The sequence below is a fragment of the Streptomyces sp. MST-110588 genome (assembly GCF_022695595.1).
In the GTDB taxonomy this organism is placed as follows: domain Bacteria; phylum Actinomycetota; class Actinomycetes; order Streptomycetales; family Streptomycetaceae; genus Streptomyces.
On the sequence record NZ_CP074380.1, the window covers coordinates 5,151,182 to 5,177,092 of the forward strand.

The 25,911-nt window shown below is 71.3% G+C and carries 23 protein-coding genes, 1 tRNA gene and 2 pseudogenes; 14 read left to right on the forward strand and 12 right to left on the reverse strand.

Annotated elements, in window-relative coordinates; all coding sequences use genetic code 11:
- Positions 1-12 precede the first annotated feature (12 nt).
- Both KGS77_RS22540 and KGS77_RS22545 read left to right on the forward strand, forming a co-directional pair.
- Positions 13-996: a T3SS effector HopA1 family protein gene (locus KGS77_RS22540; protein WP_242584765.1), complete on the forward strand. Its 984-nt coding sequence runs from the start codon at positions 13-15 to the stop codon at positions 994-996.
- Positions 950-1,120, forward strand: coding sequence for a hypothetical protein (locus KGS77_RS22545; RefSeq protein ID WP_242587848.1), 171 nt, complete (start codon positions 950-952; stop codon positions 1,118-1,120). Before KGS77_RS22540 ends, KGS77_RS22545 begins: the two co-directional genes overlap by 47 nt.
- Before the next feature lie 103 nt (positions 1,121-1,223).
- Here the strand turns inward: KGS77_RS22545 and KGS77_RS22550 are convergent, their stop codons facing one another.
- The 3 genes from KGS77_RS22550 to KGS77_RS22560 all read right to left on the reverse strand — a co-directional run bounded on the left by KGS77_RS22550 (position 1,224) and on the right by KGS77_RS22560 (position 4,032).
- Positions 1,224-2,684 (reverse strand): MFS transporter, encoded by a 1,461-nt coding sequence (locus KGS77_RS22550; protein ID WP_242584767.1) that lies wholly within the window; start codon positions 2,682-2,684, stop codon positions 1,224-1,226.
- Positions 2,685-2,840: 156 nt separating this feature from the next.
- Positions 2,841-3,722: a LysR family transcriptional regulator gene (locus KGS77_RS22555; protein ID WP_242584770.1), complete on the reverse strand. Its 882-nt coding sequence runs from the start codon at positions 3,720-3,722 to the stop codon at positions 2,841-2,843.
- Positions 3,723-3,960: 238 nt separating this feature from the next.
- Positions 3,961-4,032, reverse strand: a tRNA-Cys gene (locus KGS77_RS22560).
- A gap of 277 nt (positions 4,033-4,309) precedes the next feature.
- Here KGS77_RS22560 and KGS77_RS22565 point away from each other — a divergent pair.
- The 6 genes and pseudogenes from KGS77_RS22565 to KGS77_RS22590 all read left to right on the forward strand — a co-directional run bounded on the left by KGS77_RS22565 (position 4,310) and on the right by KGS77_RS22590 (position 10,808).
- Positions 4,310-6,037, forward strand: coding sequence for an MFS transporter (locus KGS77_RS22565; protein WP_242584772.1), 1,728 nt, complete (start codon positions 4,310-4,312; stop codon positions 6,035-6,037).
- A gap of 16 nt (positions 6,038-6,053) precedes the next feature.
- Positions 6,054-6,263 carry a CopG family transcriptional regulator gene (locus tag KGS77_RS22570; protein ID WP_242584774.1) on the forward strand — a complete coding sequence of 70 codons (210 nt, stop codon included), beginning with the start codon at positions 6,054-6,056 and terminating at the stop codon, positions 6,261-6,263.
- Positions 6,263-6,631 (forward strand): annotated as a pseudogene (locus tag KGS77_RS22575) (type II toxin-antitoxin system death-on-curing family toxin); the annotation flags it as partial. The gene KGS77_RS22570 and the pseudogene KGS77_RS22575, both read left to right, overlap by 1 nt.
- A gap of 290 nt (positions 6,632-6,921) precedes the next feature.
- Positions 6,922-8,718: a DEAD/DEAH box helicase gene (locus KGS77_RS22580; protein ID WP_242584776.1), complete on the forward strand. Its 1,797-nt coding sequence runs from the start codon at positions 6,922-6,924 to the stop codon at positions 8,716-8,718.
- 487 nt (positions 8,719-9,205) lie between these two features.
- A complete protein-coding gene (locus KGS77_RS22585) occupies positions 9,206-9,847 on the forward strand; it encodes a helix-turn-helix domain-containing protein (protein WP_242584779.1) in 642 nt (213 codons plus the stop codon).
- Positions 9,848-10,028: 181 nt separating this feature from the next.
- Positions 10,029-10,808 (forward strand): S16 family serine protease, encoded by a 780-nt coding sequence (locus KGS77_RS22590; protein ID WP_242584781.1) that lies wholly within the window; start codon positions 10,029-10,031, stop codon positions 10,806-10,808.
- Between the two features lie 13 nt (positions 10,809-10,821).
- Here the strand turns inward: KGS77_RS22590 and KGS77_RS22595 are convergent, their stop codons facing one another.
- The 6 genes from KGS77_RS22595 to KGS77_RS22620 all read right to left on the reverse strand — a co-directional run bounded on the left by KGS77_RS22595 (position 10,822) and on the right by KGS77_RS22620 (position 15,869).
- Positions 10,822-11,106, reverse strand: coding sequence for a PIN domain-containing protein (locus tag KGS77_RS22595; RefSeq protein ID WP_277994258.1), 285 nt, complete (start codon positions 11,104-11,106; stop codon positions 10,822-10,824).
- A gap of 33 nt (positions 11,107-11,139) precedes the next feature.
- Complete coding sequence (locus KGS77_RS22600; protein WP_242584784.1) at positions 11,140-12,141, reverse strand: glycine betaine ABC transporter substrate-binding protein; 1,002 nt, start codon at positions 12,139-12,141, stop codon at positions 11,140-11,142.
- Complete coding sequence (locus KGS77_RS22605) at positions 12,141-13,181, reverse strand: ABC transporter permease (protein ID WP_242584786.1); 1,041 nt, start codon at positions 13,179-13,181, stop codon at positions 12,141-12,143. Before KGS77_RS22605 ends, KGS77_RS22600 begins: the two co-directional genes overlap by 1 nt.
- Complete coding sequence (locus KGS77_RS22610) at positions 13,178-14,527, reverse strand: betaine/proline/choline family ABC transporter ATP-binding protein (RefSeq protein WP_242584788.1); 1,350 nt, start codon at positions 14,525-14,527, stop codon at positions 13,178-13,180. The genes KGS77_RS22605 and KGS77_RS22610 overlap by 4 nt, the downstream gene beginning before the upstream one ends.
- A 115-nt stretch (positions 14,528-14,642) precedes the next feature.
- On the reverse strand, positions 14,643-15,290 hold the full coding sequence (locus KGS77_RS22615; protein WP_242584790.1) for an ABC transporter permease: 648 nt from the start codon (positions 15,288-15,290) through the stop codon (positions 14,643-14,645).
- A 111-nt stretch (positions 15,291-15,401) separates the two neighbouring features.
- Positions 15,402-15,869, reverse strand: coding sequence for an Lrp/AsnC family transcriptional regulator (locus KGS77_RS22620; RefSeq protein ID WP_242584792.1), 468 nt, complete (start codon positions 15,867-15,869; stop codon positions 15,402-15,404).
- 129 nt (positions 15,870-15,998) lie between these two features.
- Between KGS77_RS22620 and hppD the strand changes: the two genes are divergently transcribed.
- The 4 genes from hppD to KGS77_RS22640 all read left to right on the forward strand — a co-directional run bounded on the left by hppD (position 15,999) and on the right by KGS77_RS22640 (position 20,941).
- Positions 15,999-17,141: a 4-hydroxyphenylpyruvate dioxygenase gene (gene hppD, locus KGS77_RS22625; RefSeq protein ID WP_242584793.1), complete on the forward strand. Its 1,143-nt coding sequence runs from the start codon at positions 15,999-16,001 to the stop codon at positions 17,139-17,141.
- 254 nt (positions 17,142-17,395) lie between these two features.
- The gene (locus KGS77_RS22630; protein WP_242584796.1) at positions 17,396-18,760 is read left to right on the forward strand and encodes an FAD-linked oxidase C-terminal domain-containing protein; all 1,365 of its coding nucleotides are present in this window, start codon (positions 17,396-17,398) and stop codon (positions 18,758-18,760) included.
- Between the two features lie 230 nt (positions 18,761-18,990).
- On the forward strand, positions 18,991-19,350 hold the full coding sequence (locus KGS77_RS22635) for an acyl carrier protein (RefSeq protein WP_242584798.1): 360 nt from the start codon (positions 18,991-18,993) through the stop codon (positions 19,348-19,350).
- A 148-nt stretch (positions 19,351-19,498) separates the two neighbouring features.
- Positions 19,499-20,941: an NAD(P)/FAD-dependent oxidoreductase gene (locus tag KGS77_RS22640; protein ID WP_242584800.1), complete on the forward strand. Its 1,443-nt coding sequence runs from the start codon at positions 19,499-19,501 to the stop codon at positions 20,939-20,941.
- Positions 20,942-21,023: 82 nt separating this feature from the next.
- Here the strand turns inward: KGS77_RS22640 and KGS77_RS22645 are convergent, their stop codons facing one another.
- Together KGS77_RS22645 and KGS77_RS22650 are read right to left on the reverse strand one after the other, a co-directional pair.
- Positions 21,024-21,839: a hypothetical protein gene (locus KGS77_RS22645; protein WP_242584802.1), complete on the reverse strand. Its 816-nt coding sequence runs from the start codon at positions 21,837-21,839 to the stop codon at positions 21,024-21,026.
- Between the two features lie 118 nt (positions 21,840-21,957).
- Positions 21,958-22,998: an AsnC family transcriptional regulator gene (locus KGS77_RS22650; RefSeq protein WP_242584803.1), complete on the reverse strand. Its 1,041-nt coding sequence runs from the start codon at positions 22,996-22,998 to the stop codon at positions 21,958-21,960.
- A 128-nt stretch (positions 22,999-23,126) separates the two neighbouring features.
- Here KGS77_RS22650 and KGS77_RS22655 point away from each other — a divergent pair, with 128 nt between their 5' ends.
- On the forward strand, positions 23,127-24,674 hold the full coding sequence (locus tag KGS77_RS22655; protein WP_242584805.1) for an MFS transporter: 1,548 nt from the start codon (positions 23,127-23,129) through the stop codon (positions 24,672-24,674).
- A gap of 164 nt (positions 24,675-24,838) precedes the next feature.
- Positions 24,839-25,279 (forward strand): VOC family protein, encoded by a 441-nt coding sequence (locus tag KGS77_RS22660; protein WP_242584807.1) that lies wholly within the window; start codon positions 24,839-24,841, stop codon positions 25,277-25,279.
- A gap of 91 nt (positions 25,280-25,370) precedes the next feature.
- On the opposite strand, the pseudogene KGS77_RS22665 reads toward KGS77_RS22660, so the two are convergent.
- Positions 25,371-25,846 (reverse strand): annotated as a pseudogene (locus KGS77_RS22665) (SsgA family sporulation/cell division regulator).
- Positions 25,847-25,911: the final 65 nt, after the last annotated feature.

A 25,911-nucleotide genomic window follows, 5' to 3' on the forward strand; every position in this document is an offset into this window, starting at 1 on the left:
GGAGCATCTGACATGCCGCATCCGAGACAGGCGGAACAGGAGAGGGCGACGGCGCCCCTGCACTGGCGTCTGAGCGCGGAGCTCGATACGGCCGAGGTGGACTTGACCCGGCTCACCGCACGCATCCGCGACCGGACCGTGGACGCGGACACCGTGCACGACTTGCAACACGCACTGGCGAATGCTCTGTACGAAGTGCTCCACACGGGCTTGGACATATCCGGCGCGCCCCGCCTTCGCACGCTGCGGGACCCGTCCTACGAGCGGCTCCTCGCGGACGCGGTGCCGCACCGTGACACGACCTTCGCGGTGCCGTACGCGGCGGTCGCGGAATCAGGGGACGACCCGTCCCACCGGATCGTCACGCTGGAAGGAGTACGCACCCTCGTCCCGGCAGCCTCGGTGACCGCGAGCGCCGGGGAAGGACGGGCCGTGGTGCACTACCCGTGCGCACGCCCCGCGCTGTCCGCGGGCTTCTTCCTGGTGGACGGTTCAGCCGGACGCCCTGATGAGGTGAACTCCATCGTCCGCTTGTACATCCACCTGAAGGATGCCAGGACCGCACCGCCGCTCTGGAGGGACCTGTTGCATGGGCTGGAGGCTCGCACCGTGCGCTACCGGGCCAAGATCAGTTCCTCTCCGCTGCTGTACCCACGGCGTGACGCGGCCGTCGTCTACCTGAGCACCGCCGAGGCGGGCCACACCGTGGCCCAGGATCTGGCTGCCGGCCTTGCGGGCCGGCCCGGTCTCGGCCGGTCCACCTCAGTGTTCGCGCGGGAGATCGTCCCGGGGCTGGCCGTGGCCGAGGAACCGGACGATCCTCGCACGGGTCAGGCACACCTGAGTTTTGGTCTGCACCGGGCCCACGCCGTGGCACAAGGGTTGATCGACCACGCCCGGTCTCCCCGTGACTCAGACGTGCGCACCGTAGTGTGCGCGGCACTGGCCCGTGCGCACATACGGCCGGACGCGCCCTGGCGCAACGCGTCCCGATGACGGCTGGCGCGCTTCCCGGCCCACCGCCCTGGACGCCCCCGACATCCGCATCGTCGAACTCGTCGAGGAACGCGACGTGGTGGCCCCCTTCGGCGCCAAACCCGCCGTGGCCAACCAGCAGTGAGTACCGGGGGCGCCCCCGGATTCCCCCGGAGGCGGCCCCGGAAAACCGGGAGCCGCACTTGACTGCGTGGGCGTGCGTGAAATGAACACCGGGATCTGTCGACTCACCCTGCGGAGACGGGAGTTGCCGGCGTTCGGTCTCCGTCCTTTTCGTCCGTTGACGTGTGGTGGCCGGACCTCATCATCGGCAGGAAGGCGAGAGCCGATGTGGCCAGCAGGAGATTCACGCCCAGTCCCCACGTAAAGGCGGACGTCGCTGAGTAGACCGTACCGAGCAATGCCGGTCCGAGGGCGGAACCGATCTGGATTCCGGTCTCCAGCGCTCCGGAGGCGGAACCGGCGTCCCGCTCCGGGACTCCGGCGAGCACGATGTTGATGAGCGGGGTGAATCCCAGCCCCTCGCCGAAGCCGATGACCGCCAAGGGGATGACGATTGCGATCTCGGGCATCTGACGGCCATATACCGCTGCGGAGCCGAGCAGCGCGGCCGTTCCTGCGATGTTGATGACATATCCGATGGTCAGTACGTGGTGGCCCGCCTTCGGCCCGATTTTCGGGGCGACCAGGGAGGCGATGCCGAAGCACAGCGCGAGGGGGGTGAACAGAAGGCCGGCCTTCAGGGGGGAGAAACCGAGCGGACCCTGGAAGTAGAGGGAAATGAGGAAGAACAAACCGATGTTCCCTGCCACGAAGGTGAGGGACAGCCCCACTCCCGCCCGGAAGGTGCGCCGGCGCAGGAGTTCCGGATCGATGAGCGGCAGGTGATGGTGTCGTTTGGCGCGGTTCTCCCGGCGAAGGAACACGGCCATCGCGGGAATGGCCGCAAGTACCAGCAGGAGCAGCAAGGGGTGTCCGTGCTCTCCGCCGCCGAAGACGAGAGGGGCGATCACACACAGCAGGGCCACGGTGAGCAGCCCGACTCCGGGCAGGTCCAGGCTGGGACGGTCCTTCTTCCGGTTCTCGGGGAGGAGCAGCAGGGCCCCGATGACGGCGGCGAGGCCGATGGGGAGATTGATGAGAAAGATGGCCCGCCAGGACAGGCCCGCGATGTCCAGCCCGATGAGCAGGCCGCCGACGATCTGCCCGATGATGGCCGCGATACCGGTGACGGCCCCGAAAAGGCCGAACGCCCTGGCCCGGTGACGCCCGGAGAATTCGAGCTGGATGATGGACAGCGTCTGCGGGAGCATCAGGCCCGCCGCGACCCCCTGCAGTACGCGGAAGCCGATGAGGGGAATGGGCTCCCAGGCCAGCGCGCACGCCAGGGAAGCGGCGCTGAAGGCGGCGACACCGATGATGAACATCCTGCGGTAGCCGTGGATGTCGCCCAGTCTGCCGCCGGTGACCAGCGTCAGACCGAACGCGAGGGTGTAGCCGGAGATGATCAGTTCCAGTTCGCTGACACCGGCGCCGAAGTGACTGCGGATGGGCTGGAGTGCCACGTTGACGATGGACAGGTCGAGCTCGACCAGGCAGGTGCCGGCCAGGACCACGACGAGCGCGAGCCATTGGCGCAGATCGGGATGGCGTATGTCCACCGGCGGTGGGGCAGCTTGGGTAACCATGTCGGTCAAGTCTTGGCAGCCGGCCCCTCATGATCAACGGCGATCTGCGAATGAACCGATAAGCGGAACTGAAGAATGCCGACCGCGTCCCCCTGCCTTCGCGCTCACACCCGGACGTACGCCGGCGCGCTCAACCCCGGACGTACGTCGGCGCCCTCACCCCTGGACGTACGTCTCGGCGGTCTCCGCGAACGCCGCCACGACAGGCTTCCGGCCGGTCTTGCGCCACACCAGCGCCACATCGGCGTTCGGCAGGTCGTGGATGGGGACGAAAGCCACGTCGGGACGGGCGTAGAACTCGGCGGTCGACCGCACCATCGGAGCGAGACCTTGTCCCGCGGCGACGAGGGAGAGCACTTCGTGCACGGTGGCCACCGGCTGACCGCGGCGGATCGGCTTTCCCGAAGGCGTACAGGGCGGTGACTGAGCATCCCACCAGTACTGCGGGGCGTTTCCGGCGGGCGAGAACACCTGCTGCTCCGCGAGTTCTTCGACCGATATGGACTCGCGGGAGGCCAGCGGATGGCCCAGCGGCACGGCAAGCGTCCTGGGTTCGGAGGACATCGTGGGGCCCACCTCCAGGTCGTCCTCCAGAACCGGGAGCCAGTGGCTGAGAACATCGATCTCGCCCCGCCGCAGCGGTCCGAGAGGATCGGCGATATGCACTTCGTGCAATTCGGTCGCGCAGGCGGGGAAGCGCGCCCTGAAACGCCGGATGATCTCGGGCACGACCATGGTGGCACACAGGAATCCGACCCGGAGGGTCTCCTCGATACACCGCGTGGCCCGTCGTGCCTCATCCAGCGCGTCACGCAGCTCCTGGAATGCCGGAGCCACGCGCTCGCGATACCGCTCGCCCACATCGGTGAGCCGGACGCTGCGCGTAGTGCGCTCGAAGAGGCGACCGCCGACGCGGCGTTCAAGAGAACGCGTCAATTGGCTCACCCGCGCCTGCGAGACCATCATCCGCTCTGCGGTCCGGCCGAAGTGCAGTTCTTCGGCCAGGGTGAGGAAACACTCCGTCTCCTGGTAATCCATCAGCCCCCACCCGTACTCCCGGTACCGGACGCCCTGAACAGGTGGACCGACCGCCTACGGTGAGTCCCCCGCCGCTCCAGCATTGTCCGCACCCGCACCGGACGACGCAATCAACGCCGGCCGCTCGAAGCAGCGGTCCCGCGGCCCATGGCCGCCCGGCCCGGCCGGGTTCCGGCAGGGCGGCCTCTCGGCAGCGTCGTATATGAGTGCCTGGAGCGCTGCGGCGTCCAGGCATCGGAGGCCGTGACCGGAATCGAACCGGCGTAACTCGCTTTGCAGGCGAGCCCCTCAGCCACTCGGGCACACGGCCGGGCTGTGGTGTTCTGCGCGGGCCGGTGGAGCGGGGCCCGCGTGTGGTGACGACCATAGGCCCGGGGGCGGGGGCCGGGGCAAGAGTGGTGGGGGGCCTGTCATGAAGGTGCAACACGCGGTTCATGTAAGGGGGTTGGCGGGCGCGGGTGGGTCTGTCCCGGCCGCGGGGGATGTGCTGTGATCCGTACTCGGTCCTTGGGAGTAGGTCGGGGGGACGGCCCGGTTCCCGTCCCGGGACAGGGGTGACCGGCTTTCGAGCCTCTTACCCTGACCGGATGACTGCCGTAGACCCGGGCGACGCCCTCGCCGAGACCGCCGCTGCCCAGATACCCGAGCCACCGCCCGCCAACGCCCGCGGCGGTGGCGTGCTCTCCCCTGCGTACCGGGCGCTGACCTGCGGCATCATCTCGGTGATCTCGTTGATCGCCTTCGAAGCCAGTGCGGTGAACACCGCGATGCCGGTGGCTGCCCACGCTCTGGACGGCGTCGGACTGTACGCCTTCGCCTTCTCCGGCTTCTTCACCGCGAGCCTGTTCGCGATGACGCTCTCCGGCGAGTGGTGCGACCGCACCGGGCCGTCGGCGCCGCTGTTCGCCGGGATCGCCGCCTTCGGTGCGGGTCTGGTGGTCGCGGGCTCGGCCCAGAACATGTGGATCTTCGTGGCGGGCCGTGGGATCCAGGGCCTCGGCGGCGGGCTGGTGATCGTCGCCCTGTACGTCGTCGCCAGCCGTGCCTATCCGGACCATCTGCGGCCGTCGGTGATGGCGGCCTTCTCTGCCGCCTGGGTGCTGCCGGTGATCGTCGGCCCGCTCGTCGCCGGGACCGTCACCGAGCACCTCGGCTGGCGCTGGGTGTTCCTGTCCATCCCGGTCCTGATCCTGCCGCCGCTGGCCGTGATGCTGCCGGCGCTGCGCAAGCTGTCGCGGAGGGAGGCAGCGGGTACGGAGGGAGCGGGTACGGAGGGAGCGGGTACTGGGGCAACGGATACGGAGGCAACAAGTACTGAGGCAACGGGTAGCGAGGCGCGTACGGACAGGGGCGTCGGAGGCATGGACCGGCGGCGGATCGTGCTGGCTCTGGCCGCCGCCACGGGTACCGGTCTGCTCCAGTACGCGGGCCAGGACCTGCGCTGGCTGTCGCTGATCCCCGCCGTGGCCGGGCTGGCCCTGCTGGGGCCCGCCATCGTCCGGCTGCTGCCCCGGGGCACCTTCCGGGCGGCGCGCGGGCTCCCGTCGGTGATCCTGACGCGGGCCCTGGCCGCCGGGTCGCTGTTCGCCGCGGAGAGCTTCGTACCCCTGATGCTGGTGACCGAGCGCGGCCTGTCCCCGACGCTGGCCGGGCTGTCCCTGACGGGCGGCGGGCTGACCTGGGCGCTGGGCTCGTACACCCAGAGCAGGCCGCGGCTGGAGCCGTACCGGGAGCGGCTGATGGTGCTGGGCATGCTGTTCGTGGCCGCCGCCGTCCTCGCGGTGCCGCTGGCGCTGATCGAGGGGGTGACGCCGTGGATCGTCGCCGTCGCGTGGGTGCTCGCCGGGTACGGCATCGGGCTGACGATCTCCAGCGGCGGTGTGCTGCTCATGAAGCTGTCCCGGCCGCAGGAGGCGGGCATCAACTCGGCCTCCCTCCAGGTGTCGGACGCGCTCGGCAACATCGTGTTCGTGGGCATCGGCGGCGTCCTGTTCGTGGCGTTCGGCGGCGGCTCGGTCGCGGCCGGCGGCCACGCGCCGGCCGTGGACACCGGCGGGCAGCCGTCCCACCTGGTGCATCCGACCCACCCGGCCGCCTTCACGGCGGTCTTCGTGGCGATGACGGTGGTGGCGCTGGCAGGCGCGTACTTCTGCACCCGTCTGAAGCCGGAGGAGCCGCAGAAGCCGGAGAGGGAACGGCGTAGCGGGGTACGGAACGGCGTAGCGGGGTACGGGGCGGCGCTGCGGGCTGTACGGCGCGTCCGGCGGCCGGGCCGGCCGCCGCCCCGAAAAGCCGTACCGCGGCGGGGCCCGTGATCAGTATTGTCCCGGTATGACGATCGATCTGCGGCTGGACGAGGACCGGCGGGAAGCGCTGCGGCTCCGGGCCGAGCGGGAGGGCCGTGACGAGCACGCGGTCGTGCTCGCCGCGCTGGACCGCTACCTGGAGCAGGAGCGGGAGGCGGACCGCGCCACGGTCCGCCGGCTCGGGGAGACCTACGCGGCCCGCCACGCGGATCTGCTGCGCAGGCTGGGGGAGTGATGAAGTACCTGACCGTCCAGGAGACGCTGGACCTGGTGGAGCCGGCCTGCGCGGGGCAGAAGGTCGCGATGCGCGATCCGGGACTGTTCAGCTCGGCGGTGCACCGCCCGGGGTCCCGGATGTACGGCGTGCAGGCGTACCCCGGCCCCTTCGAGAAGGCGGCGGCGCTGCTCCAGTCGATGGCCGTCAACCATCCGCTGGTCGACGGGAACAAGCGGACGGCGTGGCTGAGCACGGCCGTGTTCCTCGCCGTCAACGGGATCGACATGCTGGAGATCGATCAGGACGCGGCGTACGACCTGGTCGTGGCGGTGGCGGCGGGCCGGACCGGGGACGTCGGGGAGATCGCGGACGGGCTGCGGGCACTGCGCCGCCCGGCGGCGCCGGCGCACGGCAGCGGACCGGCGACCGCGGCGACGCCCGACAACGTGCCTGGTCAGGCGTAAGGGAACAGATCCGGAGCGGGTCCGGAACGGTGCCGGGGAACAGGTTCGGACCGGCGCTTGGAACGCCGTTCGCGGTGGTGTACGGAGCGGCGTACGGCACGGTGTGACGTGCGTCGCGCCGACGGGTGACCCGGCGCCGTCGCCCCGAAGTGCGCCTCCCCGCCCGGGTAGGCTGGCGCGGTTGCCGATCGCCGAGCCAGCCGACGGAGACCGTGACTACCACCACCAGCGCCACCAACAACCACCACCTGTCCCCCGCCTTCCCCGGACGGGCCCCCTGGGGTACCGCCAACAAGCTGCGAGCCTGGCAGCAGGCGGCGATGGACCGGTACATCCAGACCCAGCCGCGGGACTTCCTCGCGGTCGCGACGCCCGGCGCGGGCAAGACGACGTTCGCGCTGACGCTCGCCTCCTGGCTGCTGCACCACCACGTCGTCCAGCAGGTGACGGTCGTCGCGCCGACCGAGCACCTGAAGAAGCAGTGGGCGGAGGCGGCGGCCCGGGTGGGGATCAAGCTCGACCCCGAGTACAGCGCGGGGCCGCTGGGCCGCGAGTACCACGGCGTCGCGCTGACCTACGCGGGCGTGGGCGTGCGCCCCATGCTGCACCGCAACCGGATCGAGCAGCGCAAGACGCTGGTCATCCTGGACGAGATCCACCACGCCGGTGACTCCAAGTCCTGGGGCGAGGCGTGCCTGGAGGCGTTCGAGCCGGCCACCCGGCGGCTCGCCCTCACCGGCACCCCCTTCCGCTCCGACACCAACCCCATCCCCTTCGTCACGTACGAGGAGGGCAACGACGGCATCCGCCGCAGCTCCGCCGACTACACGTACGGATACGGGAACGCGCTGGCCGACGGCGTGGTCCGCCCGGTCATCTTCCTCTCCTACAGCGGCAACATGCGCTGGCGTACGAAGGCGGGCGACGAGATCGCCGCCCGGCTCGGCGAGCCGATGACCAAGGACGCCGTCTCGCAGGCGTGGCGTACCGCGCTGGATCCGCGCGGCGACTGGATGCCGAACGTGCTGCGGGCGGCCGACCGGCGGCTGTCCGAGGTCCGCAAGGCCATACCGGACGCCGGCGCGCTGGTGATCGCCTCCGACCAGGAGCAGGCGCGCGCGTACGCCAAGCTGATCCGCGAGATAACGGGGGAGGGCGCCACCCTCGTCCTGTCCGACGACAGCGGGGCCTCGCAGCGCATCGACGACTTCTCGCACTCCGACGACCGCTGGATGGTCGCGGTGCGGATGGTGTCCGAAGGCGTGGACGTGCCCCGGCTGGCGGTCGGGGTCTACGCCACGACGATCTCCACGCCGCTGTTCTTCGCCCAGGCCGTGGGCCGCTTCGTACGGTCCCGCAAGCGCGGTGAGACCGCCTCGGTCTTCCTGCCCACCGTCCCTTCGCTGCTCGGTTTCGCCAACGAGATGGAGGTCGAGCGCGACCACGTCCTGGACCGGCCGGAGAAGGACGGCGAGGAGGACCCGTACGCCGAGTCCGAGAAGGAGATGGACGAGGCCAACAAGCAGCAGGACGAGGACACGGGGGAGCAGGAACAGTTCTCCTTCGAGGCGCTGGAGTCGGAGGCGGTCTTCGACCGGGTGCTCTACGACGGCGCCGAGTTCGGCATGCAGGCGCACGCGGGCAGCGAGGAGGAGCAGGACTACCTCGGCATCCCCGGGCTGCTGGAGCCGGACCAGGTGCAGATGCTGCTCCAGAAGCGGCAGGCGCGGCAGATCGCACACAGCAAGAAGCGGCCGGACGCGGAGGCCGACCTGCTGGAGCTGCCGGCGGAGCGGCGCCCGGTGGTCACGCACAAGGAGCTGCTGGAACTGCGCAAGCAGCTCAATACGCTGGTGGGGGCGTACGTCCACCAGAGCGGGAAGCCGCACGGGGTGATCCACACCGAGCTGCGGCGGGTGTGCGGCGGGCCGCCGAGCGCGGAGGCCACGGCCGGGCAGCTCAACGAGCGGATCAAGAAGGTACGGGAGTGGGCCACGCGGATGCGCTGAGCGCCCGCGCGGATGCGTCGAGCGAGGCGCGCGCGGCGGACGTGGCGTACGTGGCGTACGTACGCGCCGGGCGTACGCGCTGAGCCCCGGCGCGTACGCCGTCGCTCCGCGCCGGGGCGCATCGCAGCGGACGCCGGAGTGGACATCGGAGCGCGGATCGGACGTGGGCCGGTCCGCGCTCCGGCGTATGCGACCCGTACCGCGCCCCGCCTCCTGATCCGTACCCCCGAGGTCCGAAAGCGGTGGCCGCAGCCCCGAAAGCGGGGGTCGCAGAGAGGACATACCGGGCGGCGGAGCCCGGATTCTGGACGGACTCTTCCGCTGACCGGACTAGCTCGCTACTGTCCCCGTCACGCACACGCCCCGTGGCAGCGCCGCCGCGGAGCGCAGCCGGTGCCAAGCGGCCGGCGGCCTCTGCGCGCGCGCTGCACCGGGACCGCAGCGCGACGTGCCAGTCGGAGCCGCCACTCACCCGAGGAGGGGCGTCGTGACCGCGGAGACCTCCCAGACGCTCGACCGGGGACTACGGGTCCTCAAACTGCTCGCCGACACCGACCACGGCCTGACCGTCACCGAACTCTCCAACAAGCTCGGGGTCAACCGGACCGTGGTCTACCGCCTGCTCGCGACCCTGGAGCAGCACGCCCTGGTACGCCGCGACATAGGAGGCCGGGCCCGCGTGGGTCTCGGCGTGCTCCGCCTGGGCCGCCAGGTCCATCCCCTCGTACGGGAAGCGGCGCTGCCGGCCCTGCGCTCCCTGGCCGAGGACATCGGCGCCACCGCCCACCTCACCCTCGTGGACGGCACGGACGCGCTGGCGGTCGCCGTCGTGGAGCCGACCTGGACCGACTACCACGTCGCCTACCGGGCCGGGTTCCGCCACCCGCTGGACCGGGGCGCGGCGGGCCGGGCCATCCTCAAGGCCCGCCAGGGCCGTACGGAGGACGCCGGGCTGGCCCTGACGCACGGCGAACTGGAGGCGGGGGCGAGCGGTGCGGCGGCACCGCTGCTGGGCGTCAGTGGCATCGAGGGCAGCGTGGGGGTCGTCATGCTCGCGGACTCCGTGCCCGAGCGGGTCGGCCCGCGGGTGATCGAGGCGGCCCGCGAGGTCGCCGAAGCCCTGCGCTGAAGCCGGGCCACGGGCCGGGGCGCCGCGCTGAGCCACATGCTGAACCACGGGCCGAGGCGCCGTGCTGAGCCACGGGCCGAGGCACCGCGCTGCATCATCGGCCGAGCCACGGGCCGCAGCGCGGCACCGGACCTTGGGACGCCGGTCAGCCGGTATCACCGGCGTCAACTAGGGTGGCGGGGTGTCTTCTCGCACCCGCGCCCTGCTGGTCAGCTCTGTCCTCGTCGTCGCGCTGCTGATCACCGCCGCCCTCGCGCCGCTGCCGTTCTCCCTGGCCTACCCCGGTTCGACGGCGGACGTCCTCGGCGAGCACAAGGGCAAGCCGGTGATCACCATCAGCGGTACCCCGACCCGTAAGACCACGGGCCAGCTCCGGATGGTGGCGATCGTGGCGACCGGCCCCGACGTCCCCGTACGCCTCGGTGACATCGTCAAGGGCTGGTTCGCGACCGACGAGGCCGTCATGCCGCGGGACTCCGTCTACCCCGTCGGCAAGAACAGCAGGGAAGTCTCCGAGCACAACGCCGCGCAGATGAAGGAGTCCCAGGACACCGCCGTCCAGGCCGCCCTCGGCCACCTCCACAAGTCGCCGAAGGACGTACGGATCAAGCTGAATATGGCGGACATCGGCGGCCCGAGCGCCGGTCTGCTGTTCTCCCTCGGCATCATCGACAAGCTGGACGGCGACGGCGCGGGCCACGACCTGACCGGCGGCCGGAAGATCTCCGGAACCGGCACCATCACCGCCGACGGCAAGGTCGGCCCGGTCGGCGGCGTCCCCCTGAAGGTCCAGGCCGCGGGCCGCGACGGCGCCTCGGTCTTCCTCGTGCCCAAGCAGCAGTGCTCCGACGCCCGGGCCACGGCCCCCGACGGTGTCCGCCTCGTCCCGGTCACCACCCTCACCGGCGCCCTCGACGCCCTGAAGTCCCTGCGCGCCGGCAAGAACGTCCCCGCCTGCTGAGACCGGCGCGGGGTCAGTCCGCTTCGACGGGATGGTGCCGGCGCAGCCCGGGAAAGCGGGCGAAACCGCGGTCCGCGGTGTAAAGGTCCGAGCCCGACTCGATGGCGAGCGCGGCGAGATAAGCGTCCGGAACAAGGTTGCCCCGGACGCCGGCCTTACGGCACAGCCGCTCGAAGATGTCCCCGTGGCGTGGGCCTTCTTGGAGACGAACAGCCACCGGTGAGCTGCGGATGTCCCGGAGGAACGTGAGCGCCGTCTCCATGGTGCTCGGCGGACTGTAGATCCGGGGGTGGGTCACGATGCGCTCGCCCGTCGTTGAGGGTGCCCACCTTCACCCCTCCTTGATGAAGCCCCGTTCGACCAGCCAGTTCTTGGCGACCTCGTGGGGGTCCTGGCCGTCGACGTCCACCTTGGCGTTCAGGGACTGGGCGACGGTGTTGTCCAGGGCGCGGGTGATCGGGGCGAGGACGTCGGCGATCTGCGGATACTTCTTCATCGTGGCGGCGTGCATTTCGGGGGCGGCGTTGTAGTTGGGGAAGAAGTGCCGGTCGTCCTTCAGGACGTGCAGGCCCATGGCCCTGATGCGGCCGTCGGTGGTGAAGACCTCGCCGAAGGTGCAGGTGCCGCCGCGTGACAGCTCGGTGTAGACGACGCCGCCGGTCATCTTGCGGATGTTGGTGGAGCGGATCTTCATGCCGTATGCCTTGGCCATGCCCGGCAGGCCGTCGTTGCGGGTGGAGAACTCGTTCTCCACGCACAGGGTGACGGCGTCCGGGTCCTTCCTGGACAGTGCGGCGACGTCGGAGAGGGTCTTGACGCCCAGCTTCTTCTGGTCGGCGGGGTTCAGCGCCAGTGCGTAGGTGTTGTTGAGGGTGGACTGCGGCAGCCAGTCCAGGCCGTTGCGGCGGTCCTCGGTGCGGACCGCCTCCCACTGCGCCCGGGGGGAGGCGATCGGCTTGTCGTGGCCCAGGTGGGTGATCCACCCGGTGCCGGTGTACTCGAACATGCCGTCCGCCGTGCCGGACTTGACCGCTTCGCGGGCGCCGATCGTGCCCTGGATGTTGGTCTTGTCGATGACGGTCGCGCCGGCCGCCTTGAACGCCAGGCCCATGATCTGGCCGAGCACGATGTTCTCGGTGAACTCCTTCGAGGTGACGGTGAGCTGGGCTCCTTTGAGGGGCTTGCCCCGGCCGGCCGAGCCCGGTTCGACGGCGTCGCTCAGCGGGCTGCCGCTGACCAGTCCGCAGCCGCTCAGTACGGCGCAGGCGGCGAGCAGCGTTCCCGCGGCGGCGGGCGCCACCGCTCGTACCCGTACGGTCGTGCGTGTGGCCATCAGTCCGTCCCCTCCAGTCCCCGTGGGCGCAGCAGCAGTTCGGCGAGCGAGGCCAGCCAGTCGACCAGCAGGGCCAGGACCACGGTCAGTACGGAGCCGAGGACCAGGACCGGCATCCGCTGGGTGATGATGCCCGCCGAGATCAGGTCGCCGAGGCCGCCGCCCCCGCCGAAGGTGGCCAGCGTGGCGGTCCCCACGTTCAGTACGAGCGCGGTGCGCACCCCGGCCAGGATCAGCGGTACGGCCAGCGGCAGCTCGACCCGGCCCAGGACGCCCAGCGGTGACATCCCGATACCGCGCGCAGCCTCGGTCAGCGTCGGGTCGATGGCGTTCAGTCCGGCGATGGTGTTGGCCAGCACCGGCAGTACGGCGTACAGGACCATGCCGATGACGGCGGCCCGCGCGCCGACGCCCAGCCAGATGACCAGCAGGACCAGCAGGCCCAGCGCGGGGACGGCCTGGCCGAGGTTGGCGGCGGCCATCGCGAGCGGGGCGGCCCTGCGCAGCCTGGCGCGGGTCAGCGCGATGCCCAGAGGGATGGCGATGATCAGGACGAAGAAGGTCGAGACGGCGGTCAGCGCGATGTGCTGGCGCAGGGCGATCCAGACCTTGCCGCCGTCCACCGCCTGGTGGGCGATGGAGTCGAGCTGGGCGCCGCGGAACCACAGCCAGGTGATGAGCAGGGCCGCGGCCAGTACGGACGGCAGGAAGGCGGCCTTGCGCCAGGTGATGCGGCGGGGGCGCGGGGCGGCGGGCCCCTTCTCCTCGGACGTACCGGGCCCGAACACCTTTTGTCCGAACGCCCTCGGCCCGAACATCTTCAGGCCGAGCGCCTTCGGCCCGACCGTATCCGCGTCGGCCGTGTGCGATCCGGCCGTACCCGATCCGGCTGCATGTGATCCGGCCGCCACGGTGTCCGGCTCCGCGGCCCGGCTCTCGTCGCGGAAGGCCGCCCCGCGGACCTCGTGCTCGCCCGGTGGCCGCTCACCGTGCCGCGGCCGGTCGCCGCCGCCGTCGCCGTCGCCGTTCCGGGGAGTCATGACCCCGCCCCCCGCGGGCCGCCGTCCTCACCGTCCCCGTCCCGGCCCCTGCCCCCGTTCCTCTCCCTCTCCCCGTTCCCCTCGCCCGCTTCGCCGGAGCCGCTCACCTGCCTCCCCACGACACTCGCCCCGGCCCCGGTATCCAGCCCCTCCTGCGCCGCCCGGGTCCGCCGGGCCCGCTGTTCCGTCAGTTCCTGCTGGTGCTCGGCGGCGTCCAGCCGGTCCGCCTCCAGCAGCTCGTGGACGTTGTTCATCAGCGTCTCCATGTCCACCACGCCGATGTACTCACCGCGCCGCCCGGTGATCGCAACCCGGCCCGCGTTGTCGGTGAGCACCGCTTCCAGCGCGTCCCGGAGCGTCGCGTCGCGGCTGACCGTGTGGTGGACCAGGGTGCCGGCCCGCGCCAGTGACCCCTTGGCGAGCGTCAGGTCGCCGCGCCGCAGCCATTTGTACGGGCGCCGGTGCCGGTCCAGCAGCAGCAGTTCGGTGACCGGGCCCGAGCCCAGCAGATCGAAGATCGTCTGGAGCGGGTCGTCCACCGCGGCGGTGGGGAAGGCGGCCACGCCCACGTCCCGTACGCGGGTGAGGTTCAGGCGCTTGAGGGCCGCGCCGGCACCCACGAAGCCGGAGACGAAGTCGTCGGCGGGGTTGGTGAGGATGGCCTCGGGGGTGTCGAACTGGGCGATGTGCGAGCGCTCGCGCAGAACGGCGATGCGGTCGCCGAGCTTGATGGCTTCGTCGAAGTCGTGGGTGACGAAGACGATCGTCTTGTGCAGTTCGTGCTGAAGCCGGATCAGCTCGTCCTGGAGGTGGTCGCGGGTTATGGGGTCCACGGCGCCGAACGGCTCGTCCATCAGCAGGACGGGCGGGTCGGCGGCCAGCGCCCGGGCCACGCCGACCCGCTGCTGCTGGCCGCCGGAGAGCTGGCGCGGATAGCGGCCGTGGAACTCGCCCGGATCCAGGCCCACCAGGTCGAGCATCTCCTCGACCCGTTCGGCGATCCTGCTTCTGGACCAGCCGGTCATTCTGGGGACGAGCGCGATGTTCTGGCCGACCGTCATATGGGGGAAGAGCCCGGAGGACTGGATCGCGTAACCGACCTTGCGTCGCAGCCTGACCGGGTCGATGCCGGTGACGTCCTCGTCCCCGATCATGATGCGCCCGGAGGTCGGTTCGATCAGCCGGTTGATCATCTTCAGTGTGGTGGACTTGCCGCAGCCGGAGGGGCCCACGAGGATCACCACCTCGCCGGGCTTGATCTCCATGGTGACGTCGTCCACCGCGGGCCCGGCGTTCCCGGGGTAGGTCTTGGTGAGGTTCTCCAGATGGATGCCGGCGCCGGACACCGCCCCCGCGACACCTGATGTGCCGCCTGGCCTGGTACTCGGCGCGACGCTTGATCCGGCACCCGATTCGGCGCCGCCTGGTCCGGCGCTTGATCCGGCATTGGGCGCGGCAGGCTCAGACACGGATCCCCCTGGAGATGGTCAGCCGTCCGATCAGGACGTACGCGGCGTCGAAGAGGAGGGCGAGCAGCACGATGCCCAGGGTCCCGGACAGCACCTGGTTCAGGGCGTTGGCGCTGCCCAGCGAGGCGATGCCGCGGAAGATCTCGTTGCCGAGCCCGGGCCCGGAGGCGTAGGCGGCGATCGCGGCGATGCCCATGAGCATCTGGGTGGAGACCCGGATGCCGGTGAGGATCGGCGGCCAGGCCAGCGGTAGTTCGACCCGCAGCAGCCGGACGGTACGGGACATGCCGATGCCCTTGGCGGCGTCGATCAGCGAGGGGTCCACACCGCGCAGCCCGACGACGGCGTTGCGGACGATCGGCAGCAGTCCGTAGAGGGTCAGGGCGATGACGGTGGGGGCCACGCCCAGGCCGACGAGGGGGACGAGCAGACCGATCAGGGCCAGCGAGGGGACCGTCAGGATCGTCGCGGTGGTGGTGGCGGCGAGGTTGCCGGCCCACTCGCTGCGGTAGGTGAGCACGCCCAGGGCGACCCCGAGCACGGTGGCCAGCACCATGCACTGGAAGACCGCGCTGGCGTGCTGAAACGTATCCGTCAGCAACTGTGCGTGCCGGCTGCCGACGTACTCCCAGAAGCTCACTCGTGGCCTCCTCGGTCACCCGCCCGACGTTCCTCGGTCAGTCACCCGTCGCCCGGTCACCGTCGCCCGGCCACCCGTCCGCCCGCGGCCGGCCGGCCCCCGGCCGGCCGGTCAGCCGCCCGATGCCTGCTTGACCAGCGGAATAATGCGCAGCGGAACCGGGTTTTCCATGACGATGGCCGTCGATGCCCGCACGATGCCATCAAAACCTACTACGCGGTCGATGACCCGCTGTAGATCCGCGTTGGATCTGGCGACGAGCCGGCACAGCATGTCGCCGTGTCCGGTCGTCGTGTGCAACTCCAGTACCTCTGGAACGGTCGCCAAATGGGCACGTACATCCGAACCTTGGCCCTGCTTGATCTCCAAGGTGGCAAAGGCGGTCACGGGATAGCCCAGCGCGGCCGGGTCCACATCCGGGCCGAACCCCCGGATCACCCCGTTGGACTGCAGGCGGTCCAGCCGCGCCTGCGCCGTACCGCGCGCCACACCGAGCCGGCGGGACGCCTCCAGAACGCCGATCCGCGGCTCCTCGGCGAGCAGTTCGAGCAGTCTTCCGTCCAAATGATCGATCGTCATGAGCGGTCCTCCTGTTGATGATGGTCATCATGTACAGATCGTCCGGCGTTTCCCATGACCGTCTATACACATTGCCCAGCAGGGGTACAAACTATTGCGCATCTTGTGCCTCAGAGGGAGGCTGCCGCCATGACTCAGACCACCGATCACACCCCTGACACCTCTCGGCAGGCCGACCCCTTCCCGGTCAAGGGGATGGACGCGGTCGTCTTCGCCGTCGGCAACGCCAAGCAGGCCGCGCACTACTACGCCACCGCCTTCGGCATGAAGCGCGTCGCCTACTCCGGACCGGAGAACGGCTGCCGCGAGACCGCCAGTTACGTGCTCGAATCCGGCAGCGCCCGCTTCGTGTTCACCTCCGTCATCAAGCCCGCCACCGACTGGGGCCGCTTCCTGGCCGACCACGTCGCCACCCACGGCGACGGCGTCATCGACCTGGCCATCGAGGTCCCGGACGCGCGCGCCGCCTACGCCTACGCGGTCGAGCACGGCGCCACCGGCATCGAGGAGCCGTACGACACCAAGGACGAGAACGGCACCGTCGTACGCGCCGTCATCGCCACGTACGGAAAGACCCGGCACACCCTGGTCGAGCGCTCCGGATACGACGGCCCCTACCTTCCCGGCTTCGTCGCCGCCGACCCGATCGTGGAACCCGGCCCGCGCCGCTTCCAGGCCATCGACCACTGCGTCGGCAACGTCGAACTCGGCAAGATGGACGAGTGGGTGGCCTTCTACAACAACGTCATGGGCTTCACCAACATGAAGGAGTTCGTGGGCGACGACATCGCCACCGAATACTCCGCGCTGATGTCCAAGGTCGTCGCCGACGGCACCCGCAAGGTGAAGTTCCCGCTCAACGAGCCGGCGATCGCGAAGAAGAAGTCGCAGATCGACGAGTACCTGGAGTTCTACGGCGGCCCCGGCGTCCAGCACATAGCCCTGGCCACCAACGACATCGTCGCCAGCGTACGGGCCATGCGCGCGGCCGGCGTGGAGTTCCTGGACACCCCCGACTCCTACTACGACACCCTCGGCGAGTGGGCGGGCGAGACCCGCGTACCGGTCGAGACGCTGCGCGAGCTGAAGATCCTGGTCGACCGCGACGAGGACGGATACCTGCTCCAGATATTCACCAAGCCGGTCCAGGACCGGCCGACCGTCTTCTTCGAGATGATCGAGCGGCACGGCTCGATGGGCTTCGGCAAGGGCAACTTCAAGGCTCTCTTCGAGGCGATCGAGCGCGAGCAGGCCAAGCGCGGCAACCTCTGATTCCACCGCCGGCCGGACTGCCTGCCCAGCCCTGGCACCCGCTTCCCGGCCGGCGGCCCGCCCAGGGGCCGCCACCCCCCGCTCCGCGGCCCCGCCGGACCTGACCCGGCGGGGCCGCGGCGTGCGGTCGTACGAGGAGGGCGGCAGCGGCCCCGAGGCTCTGCCCCGCCCCCGAGGCCCCGCCCCGAGGCGCCGCCCCCGGGCCTCCCGGAGGTGATCTTCCGTGTGCGGTCCATCGGTGCCAGGCTGGCTCTATGGACCTCATCGCACACCTGCGCGCCGGGCTCCCGGCGGAAGCGGTCGTCACCGACCCCGACGTCACCGGTTCCTACGCCCACGACATGGCGAGCTTCTGCGAGGCCGGCACGCCCGCCGTCGTCGTGCTGCCGCGCACCGTCGAGCAGGTCCAGCACGTCATGCGTACGGCCACCGCGCTGCGCGTACCGGTCGTCCCTCAGGGGGCGCGTACGGGCCTGTCGGGCGCGGCCAACGCCTCCGACGGCTGCATCGTCCTGTCCCTGGTCAAGATGGACCGGATCATCGAGATCAACCCCGTGGACCGGGTCGCGGTCGTCGAGCCGGGCGTCATCAACGCCGTCCTCTCCCGCGCCGTCAACGAATACGGCCTGTACTACCCGCCGGACCCCTCAAGCTGGGAGCAGTGCTCGATCGGCGGGAACATAGGTACCGCGTCCGGCGGCCTGTGCTGCGTGAAATACGGGGTGACGGCCGAGTACGTCCTCAGCCTGGACGTCGTCCTTGCCGACGGCCGGCTGCTGAAGACCGGCCGGCGCACCGCCAAGGGCGTCGCCGGCTACGACCTCACCCGGCTTATCGTCGGCTCCGAGGGCAGCCTGGGCGTCGTCGTACGCGCCGTGCTCGCCCTCAAGCCGGAGCCCCCGCGCCAGCTCGCGCTGGCCGCCGAGTTCCCCTCCGCGGCGGCAGCCTGTGACGCGGTCTGCGAGATCATGGCCCGTGGGCACGCGCCGTCGCTGCTGGAGCTGATGGACCGTACGAGCGTCCGCGCGGTCAACGACATGGCGCACATGGGCCTGCCGGACAGCACCGAAGCCCTCCTCCTCGCCGCCTTCGACACCCCGGAGCCGGCCGCGGACCTGGCCGCCGTCGCCGAGCTGTGCACGGCGGCGGGTGCCACCGAGGTCGTCCCCGCCGACTCCGCCGCCGAGTCCGACCTGCTCCTGCAGGCCCGCCGGCTGACGCTGACCGCCCTGGAGCGCGTCAGGCCCGCGACGATGATCGACGACGTCTGCGTACCGCGCTCGCGCCTGGCCGCCATGCTCGACGGCACCACGGCCATCGCCGAGAAGTACGGTCTGACCATCGGCGTCTGCGCCCACGCGGGCGACGGCAACACCCACCCCGTCGTCTGCTTCGACCCCGCCGACGCCGACGAGTCCCGCCGGGCCCGCGAGTCCTTCGACGAGATCATGGCGCTCGGCCTGGAACTGGGCGGCACCATCACCGGCGAACACGGTGTCGGCGTGCTGAAGAAGGAGTGGCTGGCGCGCGAACTGGGGCCGGTGGGGCTGGAGTTGCAGCGCGGTATCAAGCAGGTCTTCGACCCGCTGGGCCTGCTCAACCCGGGCAAACTGTTCTGACGTACGACTGCGGGACCGTAAGGCCGTGTAAGGCCATAGGGCGTCCCGTCGGCGCGCGCCGTCGGCCTTCCGTACCCCTCACCAGCCCATTCTTCACCTATCCGAGTGAATTTTCCGGGCGGCTGGAAGCACTCCGCGCGCGCACGGCCGGTGAGGGGAAAGCTGATCGTCACATGTGTACCCGCGCCCGCGCCCCCGCGCGCGTCGTGGGCGACTGGACGGAGACGACGATGAGCGGTGGCCTGTTCGACGGGCTGGAGAACGGCGAGGACGGTGCGGGGCCGCCCCGGAACGCCCCCGGCGGCATCCGCGACGAGCTCTACGAAGACTCCACGGGCCGTCTCGACGAGGACCCGGTGATCGCCAGGGCCAAGGTCATCCTGGCGGACGTGCTGCGGTGCGACGTCAGCGGTCTGTACCCGGACGCCGACCTCGCCAAGGACCTGGGGGCCGACGAGAAGGCCGTCACCCACGTGGCCACGCTCCTGGAGAGGGAACTCGACCTCGACGGCCTCACCGAGGAAGCCGACTTCTGGGCAACGGTCGAGGACATCCTGACCAGCGTCCGCGAGCAGGCGCTCCAGCCCTAAGCCGACAGGGCTCAGCAGCCGCACCGTCCGCCGCAGGCCGCCGCCCGCGCCAACTCCGGCGCGTACGCCCTGTGGCCGCGCGGGGCGCTCCGGCAGAGGATGGGCAGGGGCACGAGGCCGACATGCCGACGCAGGGAGCGATGAGCCGATGACAGGGACCGATGCGTACGACGTCGTGGTGCTCGGGGCGGGGCCGACCGGCGAGAACGTCGCCGACCGGGTCCGGGCCCAGGGGCTGAGCGTGGCGATCGTCGAGAGCGAGCTGGTGGGCGGCGAGTGCTCGTACTGGGCCTGCATGCCCAGCAAGGCCCTGCTGCGCCCGGTCGCCGCCCGCGCCGACGCCCGCAGGCTGCCCGGCCTGCGGCAGGCGGTGGCGGGCCCGCTGGAGACGGCCGCGGTCCTCGCCCGCCGGGACGCCTTCGCCTCCCATTGGAAGGACGACGGACAGGTCCAGTGGCTGGACTCGCAGGGCATCGACCTCGTACGCGGCCACGGCCGGCTCGACGGCCCCCGGCGCGTCCTGGTCGACGGCGGCACCGACCACGCGCGGCTGCTCACCGCCCGGCACGCGGTCGCCGTCTGCACCGGCAGCCGCGCGGTCCTGCCCGGCCTCCCCGGACTCGCCGAGGCCCGCCCGTGGACCAGCCGCGAGGCCACCGGCGCGCGGTCCGCGCCGCCGCGCCTGGCCGTGGTCGGCGGCGGGGTCGTCGGCGTCGAGATGGCCACCGCCTGGCAGGCGCTGGGCTCCGCCGTGACGATGCTCGTACGCGGCGAGGGTCTGCTGCCCAAGATGGAGCCCTTCGCCGGCGAACTGGTCGCCGAGTCCCTGACCGAGGCCGGCGCGACCCTGCGGACCGGGGTGTCGGTGACCGCGGTACGGCGGCAGGAGCCCGACGGGCCGGTGACCGCGACCCTGGACAGCGGCGAGGAGATCACCGCCGACGAGATCCTCTTCGCCACCGGCCGCGCGCCGCGCACCGACGACCTCGGCCTGGAAACGGTGGGGCTGCGCCCCGGCTCCTGGCTGGAGGTGGACGATAGCTGCCTGGTCACGGCCGTGACGGGCGGCTGGCTGTACGGCGTGGGCGACGTCAACCACCGTGCGCTGCTCACCCATCAGGGCAAGTACCAGGCCCGGATCGCGGGCGCGGTCATCGCCGCCCGCGCCCAGGGCGTACCCACCCTGGAGAACGACCGCTGGGGCGCCCACGCCGCGACCGCCGACTCCGCCGCCGTCCCGCAGGTCGTCTTCACCGACCCCGAGGCCACCTCGGTCGGCCTGACCGCCGCCGAGGCCGAGCGCGCCGGACACCGCATCCACGTCGTGGACTACGACCTGTCCTCGGTGGCGGGCTCCAGCCTGTACGCCGACGGCTACCGCGGCCGGGCCCGCATGGTCGTCGACCTCGACCGCGACGTCCTCCTCGGCGCCACCTTCGTGGGCCCCGGAACCGGCGAACTGCTGCACTCCGCCACCATCGCCGTGGCCGGCGAGGTCCCTATCGAGCGCCTGTGGCACGCCGTTCCCGCGTACCCGACGATCAGCGAGGTCTGGCTGCGACTCCTGGAGTCCTACCGCGACCGGGGGTAGGGCGTCAGGGCGCCCAAGGCGTCGGCGAAGGCCTGCCCGAGGTCCGCGCAGGACGCGCCTCCTCGTGCGTCAGGGCGTCAGCTCAGCTCACGGTGGGTATGTAGGGCGCTGCTGCGGCCTGGGCCATCGTCCGAAGTTTTGTGAAGTAGGAGGTGCAGTACTCCTCATTGATCAGAGGAATGATCTTGTCGAGGTCGGCGATGCAGCCCCGGAGGTAGGCGATGCCACTGTCGTCGAGTCCGCCCTTCAGTTCCCTCTGCACGAGGCCGGCGACGTCGGCGTCCAGGAGGACCAGGTCTGCACCGTCGAAGTCCACGCCGCGGAAGCCGTCGGGGAACGGCGCGCGCAGGTGGTCCTCCCACAGCCGGGCGAGTTGGCCTTCGGGCTGTGCTGCGTCCACGTCGGCGGCTGACGCCTCTGCCGTGGACGGTGGGCGAAGGAGCAGGGAGACGGCATCGAAGACGGCACGCACCAGTGCGACGGCCCGGAGCGGGCGGAGAGCAGCACTTGACTCGGCGCCCTGCGCGAGCTTGTCGCGCAGCAGTCGGCTGCGGTCGAGTTCGGCGGCGAGTCCGGCCGTGATGAGCCCTGCGTCGGTGGCCCGCTCAATGAGGACGTGCAGTGGTTCCTTCGTGGCCAGACGCTCGGCGAGGACGTGCTCCAAGGCGAACAGGGAATGCGTGACGGCGACGGTGGCGAACTCGTACCGGTAGTAGGAGTGCCGGATGAGCTCGCGGGAGGTTTCCAACGCGCTCATGACGTACATTGACGCGTCGCCGGGCAGCGCCAGGTCGGCAACCAGGGCGTGCATGTCCACATAGTCGAGAACGAGGTGGTGGGTGCGCGGGTCCCGTCCCGGCAGGAGGAGCGGGTCGGGCGTCGGTGGCAGGGTGTTCACCGGTGCAGTGTTGTCACCGGAAGGCTGTCGGTGCCAGCGGATTTGCTTGAGCGGTCCGCGTCCCGCTGTCGCATGACGCGACCGGTCCGGTCCGGCCTTGAAGAACAAGCTCAGGGCGTCAGGGCGCCAGAGTTGTCCGCAGGGTCGCCGCCGCCTTGTACGTACGCAGCACCGGCGCCGTTTCGATGCGCGTCACCGCCTCCCACGCCACGCGCCGCGTCAGGTACGCGTGGAGCGCCTCGGCGTCCCGGCACAGCGCGTGCGCGACCAGGTTCGTCGGCCCGGTCGTCGCCGCGACCACCGCCAGTTCCTCGTGGCCCGCCAGCGCGGTCGCCACCGCGTCCAGGTGCGCCGGGACGACCTGCATCCACAACAGCGCCGACACCGTGACACCCAGCAGCGCCGGCTCCACGTCCACATCGAAGAAGAACGCGCCGCGCGCCCGCAGTTCGGCGAGCCTGCGGGCCGCCGTCGCCGCCGAGACGCCGGTCGCCGCCGCCAGGTCCGCGTAGCTGATCCGCGCGTCCTCGCGCAGCGCGCCCAGCAGCGCCCGGTCCGCGTCGGTCAGCACGTACGGCTCACACGGCTCACACGGTGCGCTCGGGTCGTACGGCTCGCTCTCAGGGGCCGGGGCGTGCCCGCCCGTGCCGGTGGTGTCCCGTCCGGCCCGCAGCCGGGCCTGCTGGTCCTCGTCCAGGACGTTCACCCGCCCCCGCCACACGGTCGGCCCGCCGAGGTAGGTGTGCAGCAGGTGGTGGGCGGAGACCGAGGTGATGCCGGCGGTACGCGGGATGTCGCGCAGCAGCAGCGCGTGTGCGTCCGGGCCGGTCGGTGGCGTGTGGATGATCGCCGCGATCTCCGTGCCGCCGGACGTGAGCCGTACCCATGAGGTGTCCGGCCGGCGCGCGAGCGCCACCGCGATGTCGTGCGCGCTGCGGGTCGCGGCCGTCAGCCGTACGAACCACTGGAGCGTGCCCGCGCTGCGCGGCGTCGGCAGCGCCACCACCCGCAGCCCGGCCTGCGCGCACAGGCGCCGGTAGCGGCGGACGACGGTCTGCGTCGAGGAGCCGAGCACCTCGGCGACGAGAGTGAACGGCGCCCGCGCGTCCACCTGGAGAGCGTGGATCAGTCCCCGGTCCAGATCATCCAGTACGAGCATATTCAGCAAACTAGCCGACCCGGATGGAAGTAATCGCCTGTTGGACCCGGAGAAATGGAAGCCGGTACGGGGTGGCGGGCACGGTGGTCGCCGACCCGTCAACACCCGTACCTCCAGGGAGAGACCACATGTCCCGCGCCATGGGCAGCACACCTGGCACCGGTAGGTCCACCACCGGCACACCAACCAACCGCACATCCGCCGGCGCGCCCGCAGCGCCAGGAGCCCCCAGTCCGGCCGGCCCGCCCGCCGAGCCGTACCGGTGGCGCTGGATCGCACTCGCCGCACTCCTGGCAGCCGAGGCCATGAACCTCCTCGACGCCACGATCGTCCAGGTCGCCGCCCCTGTCATCCACACCGAGCTCGGCGGACCGGACGCCGGCATCCCGTGGTTCAGCGCCTCCTACACCCTGGCCTTCGCCCTCGGCCTGCTCACCGGCGCCCGCCTCGGTGACATCCACGGCCGCAAACGCGTCTTCCGCGCCGGGGTCCTCGCCTTCGCCGCGACCTCCCTGGCGTGTGCGCTCGCTCCCACCACCGCCGTGCTCATCACCCTGCGTGCTCTGCAGGGCGGCGCCGCGGCCGTGCTCGTCCCGCAGACGTTCGGGCTGATCCGCGCCATGTTCACCGGCTCCGAACTGCCCAGGGCCCTCGGCACGATCGGGCCCGTCATGGGGCTGTCAGCCGTCGCCGGTCCCGCACTCGGCGGCCTCCTCACCCACGCCGACCTGCTGGGCTCCTCCTGGCGCGCCGTCTTCCTCGTCAACCTCCCCCTCGCCGCCGCCGTCCTGGCCGTCCTACCCCGGCTGCGCGAAGACCGTGCCCCCGTCCGCCCCCGCCTGGACCCGGCGGGCACCGTACTGGCCATGCTCGGCACCGCCCTGCTGGTCTGCCCGCTCGCCACCGGCCACCCCGGGCCCGCCGCGTGGGTGACCGCCGCGGCCGGCGCCGCCGTCCTGGCGGTGTTCGTCGCCCAGCAGCGCCGTACCGCCCGCCGCGGCAGAGCCCCGCTGATCGAACCCGCCCTGCTGCGCGGCCGTGCCTTCCCCGCCGCGCTGGCCACCTCCACGCTGTTCTTCGCCGTCGTGAACGGCGTCATGACCACCGTCGTCCTCCACCTCGAACTCGGCCTCCACGACGGGCCGCTGACCGCCGGGCTCACCCTGCTGCCCTGGTCCACGGGGCTGGCCGTCGCATCATGGGCAGCCGGGTCCCACCTCGTCCCCCGGTACGGCGCCCGCGTCATGCACGCCGGCCTTGCCACCGTCGCCGGCGGGCTGGCCGGCGCCGTGCTCGCCTACCGCGCCGCTGCCCCCGGCGTCTACCCGACAGCCCTTCCGTTCGCCCTCGCACTGGCGGGGCTGGGCGCCGGGCTGTTCACACCGCCCTTCTTCACCACTGCGCTGGGGGCGGCCGGACCGCAGGAGACCGGATCCGCGGCGGGGCTGCTCAACGCCGTCCAGCAACTCGGCGGAACCCTCGGTGTCGCCGTCATCGGCGGGGTCTACCTCGATGCGGCCGGTGACGCGCGTGCCGCGACCGGGGCCGGGTACGCGCTCGGCGTGGCCGCGGTGCTCCTGGCCGTCGCCGCGGCGGCGGCCGGGCTGATGACGGCGCGCCGTGCCCGGACGGCCGTTCCCGCCGGCGAAGCGGGGGACGGGGCGGGACCGGGGTGACGCGGTCCGGTGCGGTCCCGGTCCGGTCCGGGCATGTGCCGTGGGTCGTGGGCCGTGGGTCGTAGGCCCAAATCCCGATACCGGGGTGGTCGGGCGGAGCCGTACGGTCAGGAGTGGACAGCACCAATGGCCCTGACAGCACCGACGGATGCAGGAGGCCCACCGTGCCCGTACAGCTCGATCACACGATCATTCATGCCACCGACAAGTTCGCTTCGGCACGGTTCCTTTCGGAACTGATCGACGGTCCTGAGCCGCAAGCCTTCGGCCCCTTCGCCGCCGTACCGGTCGGGAACGGACTGACCATCGACTACGCCGACTCGCTCGTCCCGGCCGACGCCATCGTCATGCAGCACCTGGCGTTCCTGGTCTCCGAGGAGGAGTTCGACGAGATCTTCGGCCGTATCCAGGAGCGCGGGCTGCCCTACTGGGCCGACCCGCACCACCACGAGCCACAGCGGATCAACCACCTGATGGGCGGCCGGGGCGTCTATGTGAACGACCCGGACGGTCACGCCATCGAGTTCCTCACGCGCACCCACACCCTCGCCGGCCTCGCCGAAGCGGGCGTGGGAGCGGGGGCGGGCGCGGGCTCGGGCGCCTGAGCGCCGGATCACGTGCCGGGCCGCGCGCCGGGGCACGTACCGGGGTGCGTTCCGGCCGCGCGCCGGGTTCCGTACCGCGGTACGTGCCGCGTCACGTGCCGGCTTCCGGGGACTCGTCGGAGGGCCATGGATCGTTGAGCCACAGCTCGTCCCGGGGGACAGCGCCATGAGAGCGCTCAGCCCTTTGTCGAGTCCCAGGTACTCCTGCTCGGTCCCCGGCGGCACCACCCGCAGTGTGCGCTCCAGCCATGCCGACACCGCCGCCGCCGGGGCCTCCAGCAGCGCGTCGCCGTCCGGCGAACTCAGCGCCACACACACCACGCTGCGCCCGTCCACCTTCGTCGGCCAGACCCGCACGTCCCCGTGCCCGCATGGGCGGAACACCCCCTCCACCAGCAGCTCGCGCGCGAAGGTCCAGCTCACGGGAGTGTTCGAGCCGACGTGGAAGGTGATGTGGACGGCGTACGGGTCGACCGTACGGTAGGCGAGCCGGGCCGGTACGGGGACGCTGCGCTCCGGCGACAGCACCAGGTCCAGCTCCAGCTCTCGTTCCACCACGGTGTGCATGACGCGGTCCGCCTCTCTTGTCTGCCTGCCCGGTGCGGGCCCCGGTGGTCCCGGTGAATGAGCCC

Excerpts from the sequence above, each read along its gene's own strand:
- KGS77_RS22540 (WP_242584765.1), top strand. The coding sequence starts at position 13 with ATGCCGCATCCGAGACAGGCGGAACAGGAGAGGGCGACGGCGCCCCTG.
- KGS77_RS22550 (WP_242584767.1), bottom strand. The coding sequence starts at position 2,684 with ATGGTTACCCAAGCTGCCCCACCGCCGGTGGACATACGCCATCCCGAT.
- KGS77_RS22555 (WP_242584770.1), bottom strand. The coding sequence starts at position 3,722 with ATGGATTACCAGGAGACGGAGTGTTTCCTCACCCTGGCCGAAGAACTG.
- KGS77_RS22565 (WP_242584772.1), top strand. The coding sequence starts at position 4,310 with ATGACTGCCGTAGACCCGGGCGACGCCCTCGCCGAGACCGCCGCTGCC.
- KGS77_RS22570 (WP_242584774.1), top strand. The coding sequence starts at position 6,054 with ATGACGATCGATCTGCGGCTGGACGAGGACCGGCGGGAAGCGCTGCGG.
- KGS77_RS22600 (WP_242584784.1), bottom strand. The coding sequence starts at position 12,141 with ATGGCCACACGCACGACCGTACGGGTACGAGCGGTGGCGCCCGCCGCC.
- KGS77_RS22605 (WP_242584786.1), bottom strand. The coding sequence starts at position 13,181 with ATGACTCCCCGGAACGGCGACGGCGACGGCGGCGGCGACCGGCCGCGG.
- KGS77_RS22620 (WP_242584792.1), bottom strand. The coding sequence starts at position 15,869 with ATGACGATCGATCATTTGGACGGAAGACTGCTCGAACTGCTCGCCGAG.
- hppD (WP_242584793.1), top strand. The coding sequence starts at position 15,999 with ATGACTCAGACCACCGATCACACCCCTGACACCTCTCGGCAGGCCGAC.
- KGS77_RS22630 (WP_242584796.1), top strand. The coding sequence starts at position 17,396 with ATGGACCTCATCGCACACCTGCGCGCCGGGCTCCCGGCGGAAGCGGTC.
- KGS77_RS22635 (WP_242584798.1), top strand. The coding sequence starts at position 18,991 with ATGAGCGGTGGCCTGTTCGACGGGCTGGAGAACGGCGAGGACGGTGCG.
- KGS77_RS22640 (WP_242584800.1), top strand. The coding sequence starts at position 19,499 with ATGACAGGGACCGATGCGTACGACGTCGTGGTGCTCGGGGCGGGGCCG.
- KGS77_RS22650 (WP_242584803.1), bottom strand. The coding sequence starts at position 22,998 with ATGCTCGTACTGGATGATCTGGACCGGGGACTGATCCACGCTCTCCAG.
- KGS77_RS22655 (WP_242584805.1), top strand. The coding sequence starts at position 23,127 with ATGTCCCGCGCCATGGGCAGCACACCTGGCACCGGTAGGTCCACCACC.